Consider the following 12,638-nt stretch of genomic DNA (forward strand, 5'->3'; position numbering starts at 1 on the left):
CACCGCCAACCTGTTCCTCTCGGCCTGTTGGACTAAGCGTGGCGGAAGGAATTACGCCTTTTTTGCGATACGGAAAGCAGATTTCAACTTGATTTGGTGGTCAAACCACGCAGTGAGGACAAAATCCCACACACCAGTGCGGACGTTTTTATCACGGTCGTAGATGACCTCAGGATCATAGTTGAAGTGCGAGTATTGGAAGTCACCAACAACCGGATCAACTGCAGAATCGCAGAACTCAACCGGCTTACCCAACACTTGTTCTGGCTGAGCAGTGTAAAGGTTTGTGGTGCCGTTGGACAGGATTTCGATAATGTCCATGTAGTCCGAGTATGTCATGTAGATCGTTGCGTTTTCGCGGTAGTCCTCATGCAAATCTGCAATAGCTTTTTTGATAGCCAAGTATTTGCTGGCTGCTGGAACTTCTTTGATGCCAGCGCCATAGAAGGACATATGCTCTTCACCTGTTTTTGGGATAGCCGCGAAAGCAACCTTCTTCTCTTTAGCAGCCAAACCACTTTCCAAGCCACGATCAATTGTTTGGACCAGGTTAGTATCTGTGGCAGCAAGGATTGTTTCCGAAACCGGCACGAAAACCTTGAACTTGTGACGCCCAAAGGTAACAACATCACCGACTGCTTCCATCTCCTTAGCAGTTTCAGTGTCCGCGATAAAATCGTCATCATCCAAAGTAAAATTAATCCGAGGAATTTCAAGGTTTGTTACGCTCGTGAAAGTAGAGGAATCTCGAAGTGGGTTTCTTACAAATGGTTCATGCAGCAACTCATTTGTCATTGTTTTTGGTAGGATTTTCTCACCACCTGTGTTATTCCCATCACCCAGAGCAGCACGCACTTCATCAGGAACCCGCTGCCCCCTTACTGTAGCACGAACCAAAGCAGCCTTCGCAGTTGTAACCTTGGCTTTAGGATCGTCTGCACCGTCAATTGGGCTACGGTCACGATTCAGAGAAGCTTTTTGCTCAGCCTCCATTTGGTCATGCTCTTTTTGTAAAATGTCAAAACGAGCCTGCAAGCTCGACTCCTTAGTTTCAAGCGCCTTAATATCTTCAATTTTCGCTTCAGGATCGGACGCCTTTGCCAGTTTATCCTGTTTAGTTGCTTTCAGCGAAGCACCAATTGTCATCAAGTCATTCTTTACATCAAACAGTGTTTTAGCCATTAATAATACCTCCTAGGTATGAGTTGAGATTTTGTAATTCCAGTCCAGCAGTATCTTTGATCCGCTGGAGGTAAGCCTTGGTTTCATCGTCAGATGTATTTGCCTGTGGCTGCTCTGGCTCATTGAGCTTTGCGGCAATGTCCTTAGGAACGTTACGGTACTTTGCAAACAACTCCTGACTAACGGATGCAGCAGTTTGATTAGCTACTTCAACGACATCGCACAAGCCATAGTCCAAACACTCCTGAGCAGACAACCACGTTTCCGCGTCAAGCAACTCTGTCAATTTCGGGTCTTCCAATTTGTCACCTGTCTTAGCAAGATAACTCTCTTTCATCGACCCACTAATGCGGTCAAGATCATCAGCTTGCTTACGTAATTCGGCAGCGTTACCCCATGTAAAGGTCCATGGGTTGTGGATCATCATCATAGCGTTGCGCGGCATATGCACTTCGTCACCAGCCATTGCAATTACAGAGGCTATCGAAGCTGCCAGACCATCAACGTAGACAATCACACGAGCCTTGTGTCGCTTAAGGATGTTATAAATCGTTATTCCCTCGAAAACTGAACCTCCCGGAGAATTGATGTAGAGGTTGAGTGTCGTAATATCGCCCAGGTTGTCCAGATCACGCTTAAAGCTGTTCGCGCTTGTATCCTCGTCATCCCAAACCCACGAAACGATGTCACCATAGATGTACAATTCACCAACACCGTTAACAGCCGCTTTAAAATCCCAATACTTTTTCTTTTTTTCGCTCATTGTTCATTCTCACCCCCTTTCGTTGTTGTTCCAGATCCGGACGACCTTCTTAGAGTCGGGTCCATATCGACGGGATACAAATCACCGCTAATCCATAGCTTGTCTGCCATGCCGCCCTCTGGCGGCAAATCTTCAAGCCTACGCACTTCATCCGGTTTCATCCCCGAGCTTCGAAGCATTACGTTATAAAAAGCAGTTCTGGAAGCCGTGTCACCGCGAAGCAAACCACCCATATTGAGCTTGAAATACATACCCTTTCGGCGTTCTTCTGGACGTAGCAACTTACGGTTAAACTCCTGCTCGTACTGGCGCACATCGGGCGTCAACTTCATCTGCACGTATTGGATCATCATCTGTTCATTGGACGCATAACTCTGGCCCTCGTTATCGTTCAAAAATGTCACTGGGACATTAAAAACGTTGGCTACCCTTGAGCGAGTAATTCGCTCGGATGCCAACGTATCGGATGAGAAGTATTTTTTGTCAATTTCATCGATTGTTACACCAGGTTCCTGAAACAAGATTCCGCCGTTTTCGTTATAGAATCGCTTGAAGTCGCTGACGATACGCTTCCGCTTTTCATCGTCCACATTCGCCCCGTAAGACAAGATAAAACTGTCCTTTTTCTCCATCTCAGACAGACTGAACTCTTGAACCGCCTTATCATACAATAGGGTGTTTTTGAGAACATCCAGCGGACTGATACCTTTCCACCTTGACGATCCAGTAATGTGCTTAACATGGATCATGTCAATATTGTGCACATAGTAAGTCCCTCTTACACCCCTGACCTCGTACCACAAACTACTGTCATCTGAGTTGATCACTGGTGTAACTGCCGTTGACTCTATTGGCGTTATTGAGACAGGTTGCTGTCGAATGTCACGTTCAATAATGGCATAACCGTTACCAAACTCATTTCTATCAACTTCCAACTTGTTGATCATCTCTGATCCGCCCATGTTCTGGTTAGGGCTGTTGATCAACAAATCTGCCGCTGCGTGATCGTTCATAACGTCGTACTCTTTGTACAACTTGAGCGGCAATGCTGACATTATGTTTGCTTGTCGGGTAATGACACTGAAGATCGTTTCATTTGACGCTAATTTACTGTTGTCAATGCCCCAAAAGGTTCTACCAGCCCATGAAGAAAAGTCAAAACCAGCGCCTTTCCATCCCGCTGCTGCCGCCTTAATTGCTCCGCCGACCGCACCTCTTAATCGTTGATGCCATTTCAAATTCTCACCCCCTTCCCAGGCTCAGCGTCCGATTAAGAGAGTGCGTTTTGAAGCTTATATCCTTCCAGTTCCCAAATCTTATTCTCGATTCGCTTTTTAGCGATTTCCTCACCGATTGATTCAACATAATTTCTTGGGTCAACACAGGCGGATTCACCGACAACTGTAAAGCCATTTGGCAGAAGGGCAATAACGATACACTGCTTGCCAAATACCTTGTGAATGACCTCGAATTCCGATTTTTCCATAATCTCCTGAACTTGCTCTTTGGTCACTGTATTACCTGCCATAATCAATCATCCTCTCTGTTTTATAAATCGTTTATAGACATGAACTGTATGTCTCCACTTCCAACAGGTACTCCCATTTGCTTCATCACTTCCACATGGGAATTCAAAAAAGCCGCGAACCCGTCAATTTTACGGTAGCGGCTTTGCTTTTTGGGAAGTCTATCCCTCTTCGGATCGTTGCCTAGCTTGACATTATTCACATACCATCTAAACATACGATTTTGATTAAAGATGACTTTTCCGTCTATGAATAATTCCTTTGCGTCATCAACAGCAGGGCCAAGTGTTAATTGCCCTTGCCGGACAACTTCCATATCAAACCCGTAAGCCTTTAGGTCTTCAACAAGCCTGAATGCCTTTGCTGGGTCATACATTATCTTCTGGATGCTGTACTTGCCTGCCTGTTCCACAAACCAGTCATACACGTATTCCTTTTTGACGTATTCGCCAGGAACAATGGTGACAAGCCCTTTTTCTGCCCAAACCTCATATGGTATCTTCTCGTTGTCCAACTTAGCTTTCGCTTCTGACACCCATGAATGACTTAGTACCATGACCTCCCCAGTCTCAACGATAGGGAACTCAATGCAAGCACTCGTTAAGTCTTCTGTATCTGAAAGGTCAAAACCACCAACGCCTCCGACTCCGTTTAAGGTATCCATTTCAATAGACTTGTTATTTCTGTTTAATATTTCAGGAGAAACAAAAGACAACTCACTGGTATTCATGAATAGGTTAAACTGCTTTGTAACCCAGTCGTTATACTCCTGCGGAACATGACGGTCTGTGTTGAAATCCTGTACCAGTTCAGGCAGGTTAAGCGTGACACCGATATTCGGATTCGCTTTAATCCACATTGCTGGGTTTTCAATCTCTTTTGGATCGTCCAATTCAGCCATAAAGTAAAATTTACGTTCCTGCTCCGTTTCGCCCTCTAGCACGTCCGTTGCAATCTCGTAATATTCCATAAGAGGCCCATCCAGTTGATAACCGGCTGTAGTGATGTAAATAACCATTGGTTGCTTACGTGCTGACCAAGACCGCTTTATAACGTTTATGAGCTTGAAATCCTTAAATTCGTGGATCTCGTCAAATATCCCGAGGTGTGTATTCAGACCATCCAGCTTTTCGCTATCGGATGCACGCGGCTCGATCTGACTTAGTGACTTGGCGAAGAAAATGCCTTTTTGATTATGCCGGAACCGCTTTTGCAACGAAGGCGACTTCTTAACCATAGCTCGACTCTCATCGAACAACTCATTCGCCTGCTGCTTGGTGTTAGCCAGCACGTAAACCCGCGCCCCTTCTTCCCGATCCTTTGAAGCCGAGAATAAGGATAGCCCCGATATTTTCGTTGTCTTTCCATTTTTTCGGGCAATGAAAATAAGCCCCTCACGGAATCTCCGGGCGCCTGTATCTTTGTGAACCCAACCGTATAATGATCCAATAGCGAAATGCTGCCAAGGTTGCAATATGAGTTTTTGATAATCACCCTTAGATGGCTTGCAATACTTTTCAATAAAGCTGATCGGTCGATGACCCAGTTCCTCGTTAAACACATAAGGAAAATCTTCAGTCCCTTGCCTTTTTAGGTCATTTAAGTGCCGAAAACACGCCTGAATGACCTTTTTGCATGCAATAATTCCACCTTTTACAACCTGTTCTGCATACCAAGTCGTTAACAATACAGGTGAAAAGTCGTCCAAAATGTGACGCTTTAGGACTTGTTCTGCCCTCCACTCGTCATACCATTTTTGAATTGCTGTAGGACTAGAAGTCGTCGAAATCGTCGTCTTCATCTTGCTCACCACCCGCCCCTGCTTGAGCAGCCCTTTTACGTTGCGCAGGAGTGAGTCCCAAAGACTTTAACAGGTTATTAAGTGTCTGAACGGTCTTCGTTATCTCGATAGCAAGCGGGTTTTTGACGATATTCGTTGCATTAGCCTTGTTTGTATGCTCAATCATCAGCGGTGCCTTCTCCACTTCTTTTTTAAGCTTGCGGTAAAACTTATGCGTCTCAATGTAGAGCTGGATAATTTCCTCATCCGACTCACGATATTTACTACCAAGATAGTCACGTATTTTTTGAGCTGTTGGAACTCCCAAAATATTCTCACTCCTTTCGCGGGGCGACCCCCCTTAATCTAAAAAAACCACTTTTGCAACTTACGAAGGTGGCTCCCCGGTCCCGCCCGGCGTCTCCACGAACCTTGGAGGGCAGGGGGGGCTTTTCCAGCCTCCAGACTCCCGTTTATACCCCTAAATTTTTAACGCCTTAAAACACCCTTCTAGACCGCCTGAGAGGGTGTGTCAAAATTCAATAGGGTTTGCCGGACTCTTCATTACCGTTGCTCGTCTTTTCTTTGCCTTCTCAGGCTTCCTCTTGCCCTTCTCAGGGTGTTCTTGGTTGTGGCAAGTAGGACAGATGCTCTCAAGGTTATCTTCGCTTAGAGCTAGCTCAGGGAAGTCCTCCAGAGGCTGGATGTGGTGGACTGTGTTGGCTGTTGTGATCTTCTCTGCTCTAAAGCACGGCTGGCAGAGGTAATGATCACGCTCAAGGATCACGAGTCTGCATTTTAACCAGGCTGTTGATTTGTAAAAAGGATTTACTTTTTTATTTCCTTTCACCACCACGGGTTAATACCATACTTGATGAGTGCACCGCACTGGCGTTTGAACCGATGAAGTGACCACCATGCAGACATAAACTTGCTAATAGGTTTTGACCCCTGCGTTGTAGAGATGTAGTCAAGTTTGATTTCATGTAAGTCTCTTTTGATAAAGGTTCGGTCAATAATATAAATTTCATCGAACTGATGATACCGGTATTTGCGAAATGCATAATAACGTAACGGCTTAATAGGCGCCCCTCTGTCTACCTCACGACATGCATCTACAAAAACTGAAAAGTTATCTTCCGTCACAAATGTAAACCCGTTCTTCTCCAACCATCTGCGCTTACGCTTATCCTGTCTGATCATTGCCTGCACCTCCGTTCATTGGTTGTCCGATACTATGAGCGAGTCTCTCCCACTCTTCGAATCCATGTGGCTTAACTAGCGCAGCTTTTACACGATCAATGTCATACTTTGATGCGAAATATGCAGATAGTTCGTCAACGAGGTATAACTCATCTCTTATTGTTCCTTGTGGTGTTAACCCGTCCGTTGTCTGTTGTTGCTGCGCTATTGGTTTGATTATCATTCGTACACCACCTTGGATATATTGCAGTCCTTGTCCAACCACTTTATGCGATGGCCTGCACTGTACTGATGTCCTCTTACGAGCACGACTATATCTGGACGTAGTCCATCAGGCATGCTTCGCTCTCCTATAAACTTAACTCGCGCTTTGCTATCATACTTGTGTTTGATGTTATACCATAGCGCTTTACCTTCATAGACGTATTTACACAGGACTAAAATCAGCGTTGGAGGAACATATGGTTCGTAGTCTTCACCTGCGTCATACAACCATTTACCTACATCCTCTTTAATCTCATTTGGTACACGGTCATCATTCACGATTTTCCCCATGACGTTCACCAGTCCCTGGAACACCTCTGTATCTGTAATACTCACATTAATGGTCAGGCCCTTCTGTTGATCTGTTGTCATGCTTTCTCTCCCTCCATTCTCTTTCGTAGCTCATTCATAGACCGAGCGTTGCTCTCTATCATGCTTAACGCTAATAGGGTCTTTCCTTCTTCCAATCCAATATCATTTATTCTGCTCTGTAACTTCCGTATTTCTGGATCAGTATAGAAAGCAACGTACCTTTTCTTGCAATGTGTGCACTCGAAGTATGTCTGTTCCACTCCATCATTCATCTGCTCTATCTCAAATCGCTCTATCGTAAACTGTTGGTTGCATCCTTCATTGCAGATCGTAGGTATGGACATATACTCACTCCTTTCTCTGGAATAAAAAATACACCCGTTTTATACGAGTGATTATGCATAGAGTTTGGTATGCAGTTTGAACTCCCTTATATATATCTTTATATCTTTTATTCTTTTATTTCTTTTTTCTTTCTTGGGGGTATAATCGTCCACCACTAGAGGGGTACAATTGTCCACCACTAAGTGCATTTTCATGGTGTTATTTAGTGGTGTATGATTCTCCACCACTAGCATTCATTATTTATGTATAACGTTGAATAATGTGAATAAGGGTACGCCCTACTTCGCCACTCACCTCTGTAGCTTTTCGGGCATAGATTTACCCTGATTTCATTGAACAAACCCTAATACAGATTTTGCTGTGTGACGCTTACCATCAATCATCGCTGTAAACAACATAGTCCTATCTGCTACTTTTCCGCTGAACTCTAAAACCAAATTAGTGTAACTACCAGGCTTTATTCGGACGATATGTTCTGGTTCTAATATCGTCGCATTATCAGCTAAAAGTTGGACGGTCACCTTTTTGTTCAGATCAGATGTATTAACAATTTTCACCGTGGCTGTATTGGTTACCCCTACTGTTACGATCTCATCTGAAAGTTTTACAGACTCGATGAATACAGGCTCATTTCGCTTTTTCCGTTTCTCAAGCTTCGTTAATTGCGCAACCGCGAACTGCATCCATGATCGGTTTACTCCCCATGTTTCTCCTGTTTGCCAGCTGTTTGTCCAGTTCGGGTAATCTGACCCCAAACCACCATCAATGCCATTCACCATAGTTCCTACCAGCGCGTACCCGTTCGCAGAATATCCATGTGAAGTGAGCTTTGTTGCATCTAATTTGACCTCACCGATTCCGGCAATAGCTGGCGTTCCAAATACATTTTTTCCTCCAATCCATTCAATCTGATCATCAGCTATCCGGGCTGCTTCTGAATCATCAAAGGATATAGCAAATTCATAAAGAGCCCCTGCATACAATGCGAGCATTTTTGTGTTGCCATCAGAGTAACTGTTTGCCTCAGATTCTGCGCCCTGGAAAAACCTATAATTCATTGAATCCGTGGAACTTAATTTCCTCGGCCCTATTCCAAACCCATAAGGCATAACACCATATGGTGTGGTCGGGACAAATCTCTTAATAAACCCATCAACAAATGTTTTTGCAGTGACGTGCCAAGAGTGCCATTCTGCTTCTGAAGCATCCGTAATTTCTCTGGATAACAGCGATAATGCATACAGAGGTACGCCTGCATGAATCCTACTGCGCATTAATTCGGAACTGCCAACATCTTTTGCGAAAAGCCCGGTTATTTTAGAGGATGTTTTTTTGTGATCCCTCTTCTGAGCATGTACAACGTTATTTAACGCCTGTTTTGCCTTATCCCTATAACTGGTCTTTCCCGTCAATTTATGAAGCTCATGAGCAGCCAGGGCCTTGTATGAATAGTTTATGACAGGCAGTGCCCGGAAGTAATCTTTTGTCGTGAAAAACTCTGCGTACTTGACGTTGGCTTTCTCATCGTATTGGTCCATGTAAACGAAGGCATCAACGGCCTGTTTTTTCAGCCGGTCTGAATACTCCCTATCTCTAGCAAAGTATGCAGCAGACTTAGCCAACACCAAGGCATACAAATAATGCGCTATGACATGCTCACAGCGCTTGTTGTAACCGCCCAGATTATCCAAATCTATATTCTCTACTCGGAGAATATAAGGCGTGCTGTCGCTCGATTCTATGTCTGAATAAGCAGCAGCCAATTGACCAAACTTCATCACACCTGACCCGTTAGGATTTCGTTCCTGAATTTTCAGGAGATAGGATAACCCATACCGCAACTCTTCTTCAATGCCGGGTATCTTCACACCACTAGACAACAGTTCCATTAGAGCAAAAGGTTGTATAGTGTCGTTGTAACTTGTCCAATGCTTGTAATCAATAGCATCTTCCCATCCGCCTCCAATGTCGATAGGAAGATTCGTATCCTCGCGAATTACAATCTTTGTTTCAGGCCATCTCGTAAGTCTCAGGTTTCTAAGGGAGGCTCTGAGGAAATCGTCATAGATGTTATCACCGATTGGAAAGACTGAGGATAACAAGCCGTTGTCTGTCTTTATTCGATAATTACCCGGCTTCGTAACCCCAGTGAATTCACCTTTCAATACACTTGTCATCATAGGATCATTGACGGTTTCCAAATTACGCATATGCTGAACGGTGCTTCCATCCACTGCACTTATAACACTAAACCGAGTCGCGCCAGAAACGGGTTTAACAAACACTTCTTTTCGCTGACCTGGCTTATAACCCAATGCTGTGATTTGTATTTCTGGTGTAACAGTTACTGGAGCAAGCTTGGCCAATGTCGTAGATGCAGCATACCCAGGTTTTCCAACAACGCCGACCCGGTACGTCACTTGTTCATCATCGGTATTTGCTGCGAAGTAGTCGTAATAAACCTCTGTTCCTGGCAAAACTTCAACGCCGAATGATTTGCCGTTTGATACCCTCTGAATATTCAAAGGAGAATCAAGTTCTCCAGCTAATTCAATGCGATTTATACCGTGACTGACACAAGCTGCCTTGATCCGTATATTCGGCTGTTTAGAAAGACTGGGTTCCAGAACGAAAATCATAGCATCGGCGTTTACCAAGACGCTTGTTGAATTCCGCTTATTATCCAGTTCCACATATTGATCTCCGGCCAATTCAAAACGGAAGGTGCCAAGGTATGCAGCTTTGGATCTGGTCCTTTGATCAGCAAGTGCAAGAAACACACCATCAGCATGGCGAATGGTATACATTGCTTCAGGGTCGCGGCCTGGGGAACCATCAGGCAAGTTAGCGTAAACAGAATAATAACCACCCATAAGAAACTTCGGTGACCAACGCACCTTTTTTCCGCCATTAGGGTCCGATGTTGTATAGATGTAGTTATCCCCTATAAAACCAACTGAACCAGTGGCTACCGTGCTCCATGATCCCGTTACTGCTGCTCGCCTATTGTCAACTGATACACCCATTCTGTAAGGCATTCGCGAACTCTCGACAGAAATATTTCGATGTGTGTTCAAACTTCGAACCGGTTGAAATCTCATTTGAGATACCCAATTATACGAATCGTCAAGTCTCCATCGGTAGGTGAACCATCCGTCTGGTAATTAATTTTTAGTGCACCTACTCCAGAAGTGTTAATTCTAGTGAAGAGCGCACCTGTCGGTTTGGGTGCAACGATTGTGCCACCATCTACAGATTTCGGTGTCATTTCATTAAGCCAGAACACACCATTACCAATTGAATCTTTTGGAGGAATGACATATGAGTAATTTAGTTTGTTTGTTGCATCGGCAGTTACTGCCCACCGTCCAATTGTCCCATCATCCAGTATTATGTGCGTTCCTTGCCATGGAGCAATTTTAACAGCTTTGTTCAGTGTACTTAGTACATAAATGTTATAACGAACATACTTGGAGAGGTCGGGGAAATTGACAACTTTAACTCCACCGTCTCTGATTACTTCTTTATTCACAATCGTCTGGAAGTCCAGTACAGACCCGCTGTCGGCAGTGCTTCCACCCACTGTTATAGGGTTGCCAGCCTGGTCTACCAAAGACACTTTTAAAAACTCACCATCATTTTTCAAACTAATACCTTGGATATCAATTGGTATAGCAATGTCCGATGCTGCTAATTTCATAGATAACAAGGTATTTACATCAAGCATTGATCCATCTGCCAAATGAATGAACATTTCCCCACTCCTTTAAAAATGACTTTATCGCCTTTTTTCGTGTGTCCGGGCTGTCATTATTTATTTCTGATTAAACATCACTCCCTCCCTGTTTTATTCATCGAGTAAGCTCCCTGACGGAATCGAACCGCCACATGCCAGACGTTGCCGGACTCTACCATTGAGTTAAAGGAGCATAAAAAAGACTATTTACCTTGGCATTCTCGGCAAACAATCCTCGCTGTTGGTTTATCGCCCTCAGATACTTCTGATTCCTTCTTTATTGGAGACCCACACATGATGCACAGCGGAACCGAAACACCTTTTATTTCAACCATTTGAATTGGTTTGTACTTAGAAAAATCCATATGGTGCACCGCCCAATTTCACCTGATCTTATTAGCGACTATTTTAGTCCTCCAGTAGAAATATGATTCGAGGGAAAGATATGTCAAGAACCCATATAGGAACGAGGAACCGGAACGATCCAGCAACTTGATGATAACAATGAGAATTACATTTATCGCGGCTATTAATGAAATGCGTTTAACAAACGCCCATAACGATTTAATATCATCACTACTCACCTTCCACCTCAACTCCATCAGAATCTATTTTGGAAATAAAAAAGCCGCCTACATTGGGCGACTAGTAATAACGAACTTTTCTGTTTGACGTGGGTCTATCTCGACAGCAACATTTTGAAACCACTTCTTGCCTGTGTGATCAATGTGAATTAGCCCTACAGTTACAAGATCGTAATAAAAAATTGGAGCAAAAGTTAGTTTCTCAATCATATGGTTGTCTTCGTATTCTTTAATCTGCATTGCTTTTAATATTTCGTTTGCAATCCTGTTTTCGAATTCTTCGTCCAATTCTTTTTCGAATTCTTTTAGGTCAACCAACGCTTGTTGATGTACCCTGTATGATTCGTCAGCATTAAAAGAATTTTCACTGAACCAGATTAATCGCTCTCTCATAAAAGCATTTATCCGCTCAAGCCTTTCCATCTTCACATTTTCAGCCATCGAATGCACCTCTTTTTCAGATCAATAAATCACCAAGTGTACTTACCTTCTTCGACGATCTGAACAAGTGATCTCCAGAGAAATGAAACCAACAGTTCGTCCTCTTCGCTTTGAGTAACCACATCATTACTCCAAATCAGAACCCAACCAAGTCCGACAGCTACGAGGTTGCATTGATGAGCATCTGAAAGCAATTGAATCAACATACCTGCGGAGAAGATAGGATAAACATCGCTGTATTCTGCAACACCTTCGCTATAAATGTAACCATCTGTGTTTAAATCTTGTACCACATGTACATTACCAGGAGAAGCTTTCATAAAGAACTTTTCCCCGGGGCTTAGATCGAGAAACAAAACATCAAGCAACTTATCCAGAGTTTCATTCCCAACAGCAAGCACTTCTTCTGGAGTCAAATAATCGCGTTTTAATTTCATTATGCAAGTCTCCTTGATCGTTTTATCCTACAGAAGAATCTTACCTTCTTTGGATAATTACGTCG

The 12,638-nt window shown here is 43.7% G+C and carries 14 protein-coding genes and 1 tRNA gene; all 15 read right to left on the reverse strand.

The window, feature by feature from the left end:
- Positions 1-51 precede the first annotated feature (51 nt).
- Positions 52-1,182 carry a phage major capsid protein gene (locus ABIE27_RS23015; protein ID WP_429351594.1) on the reverse strand — a complete coding sequence of 377 codons (1,131 nt, stop codon included), beginning with the start codon at positions 1,180-1,182 and terminating at the stop codon, positions 52-54.
- A complete protein-coding gene (locus ABIE27_RS23020; protein ID WP_429351595.1) occupies positions 1,175-1,945 on the reverse strand; it encodes a head maturation protease, ClpP-related in 771 nt (256 codons plus the stop codon). The genes ABIE27_RS23015 and ABIE27_RS23020 overlap by 8 nt, the downstream gene beginning before the upstream one ends.
- The gene (locus tag ABIE27_RS23025; protein WP_429351596.1) at positions 1,942-3,183 is read right to left on the reverse strand and encodes a phage portal protein; all 1,242 of its coding nucleotides are present in this window, start codon (positions 3,181-3,183) and stop codon (positions 1,942-1,944) included. Before ABIE27_RS23025 ends, ABIE27_RS23020 begins: the two co-directional genes overlap by 4 nt.
- A 32-nt stretch (positions 3,184-3,215) precedes the next feature.
- Positions 3,216-3,473 carry a Gp49 family protein gene (locus ABIE27_RS23030; RefSeq protein WP_429351597.1) on the reverse strand — a complete coding sequence of 86 codons (258 nt, stop codon included), beginning with the start codon at positions 3,471-3,473 and terminating at the stop codon, positions 3,216-3,218.
- 20 nt (positions 3,474-3,493) lie between these two features.
- Positions 3,494-5,272: a terminase large subunit gene (locus ABIE27_RS23035; protein WP_429351598.1), complete on the reverse strand. Its 1,779-nt coding sequence runs from the start codon at positions 5,270-5,272 to the stop codon at positions 3,494-3,496.
- On the reverse strand, positions 5,244-5,579 hold the full coding sequence (locus ABIE27_RS23040; RefSeq protein ID WP_429351599.1) for a phage terminase small subunit P27 family: 336 nt from the start codon (positions 5,577-5,579) through the stop codon (positions 5,244-5,246). Before ABIE27_RS23040 ends, ABIE27_RS23035 begins: the two co-directional genes overlap by 29 nt.
- A gap of 204 nt (positions 5,580-5,783) precedes the next feature.
- Entirely contained in the window at positions 5,784-6,107 is a 324-nt protein-coding gene (locus ABIE27_RS23045) for an HNH endonuclease (RefSeq protein WP_429351600.1), read from the reverse strand.
- Entirely contained in the window at positions 6,098-6,454 is a 357-nt protein-coding gene (locus tag ABIE27_RS23050; RefSeq protein ID WP_429351601.1) for a hypothetical protein, read from the reverse strand. The genes ABIE27_RS23045 and ABIE27_RS23050 overlap by 10 nt, the downstream gene beginning before the upstream one ends.
- Positions 6,438-6,677, reverse strand: a complete 240-nt coding sequence (locus ABIE27_RS23055) for a hypothetical protein (RefSeq protein WP_429351602.1) — start codon at positions 6,675-6,677, stop codon at positions 6,438-6,440. Before ABIE27_RS23055 ends, ABIE27_RS23050 begins: the two co-directional genes overlap by 17 nt.
- The gene (locus tag ABIE27_RS23060) at positions 6,674-7,090 is read right to left on the reverse strand and encodes a hypothetical protein (RefSeq protein WP_429351603.1); all 417 of its coding nucleotides are present in this window, start codon (positions 7,088-7,090) and stop codon (positions 6,674-6,676) included. Before ABIE27_RS23060 ends, ABIE27_RS23055 begins: the two co-directional genes overlap by 4 nt.
- 614 nt (positions 7,091-7,704) lie before the next feature.
- The gene (locus tag ABIE27_RS23065; RefSeq protein WP_429351604.1) at positions 7,705-10,401 is read right to left on the reverse strand and encodes a glycoside hydrolase family 9 protein; all 2,697 of its coding nucleotides are present in this window, start codon (positions 10,399-10,401) and stop codon (positions 7,705-7,707) included.
- A 71-nt stretch (positions 10,402-10,472) separates the two neighbouring features.
- Complete coding sequence (locus ABIE27_RS23070; protein ID WP_429351605.1) at positions 10,473-11,129, reverse strand: hypothetical protein; 657 nt, start codon at positions 11,127-11,129, stop codon at positions 10,473-10,475.
- A gap of 107 nt (positions 11,130-11,236) precedes the next feature.
- Positions 11,237-11,304 (reverse strand) — tRNA-OTHER (locus tag ABIE27_RS23075).
- Positions 11,305-11,743: 439 nt separating this feature from the next.
- On the reverse strand, positions 11,744-12,136 hold the full coding sequence (locus ABIE27_RS23080) for a hypothetical protein (RefSeq protein WP_429351606.1): 393 nt from the start codon (positions 12,134-12,136) through the stop codon (positions 11,744-11,746).
- Positions 12,137-12,165: 29 nt separating this feature from the next.
- Entirely contained in the window at positions 12,166-12,573 is a 408-nt protein-coding gene (locus tag ABIE27_RS23085) for a hypothetical protein (RefSeq protein ID WP_429351607.1), read from the reverse strand.
- Positions 12,574-12,638 lie beyond the last annotated feature (65 nt).

The organism is Paenibacillus sp. 4624 (assembly GCF_050435065.1).
Classification (GTDB): domain Bacteria; phylum Bacillota; class Bacilli; order Paenibacillales; family Paenibacillaceae; genus Paenibacillus; species Paenibacillus amylolyticus_D.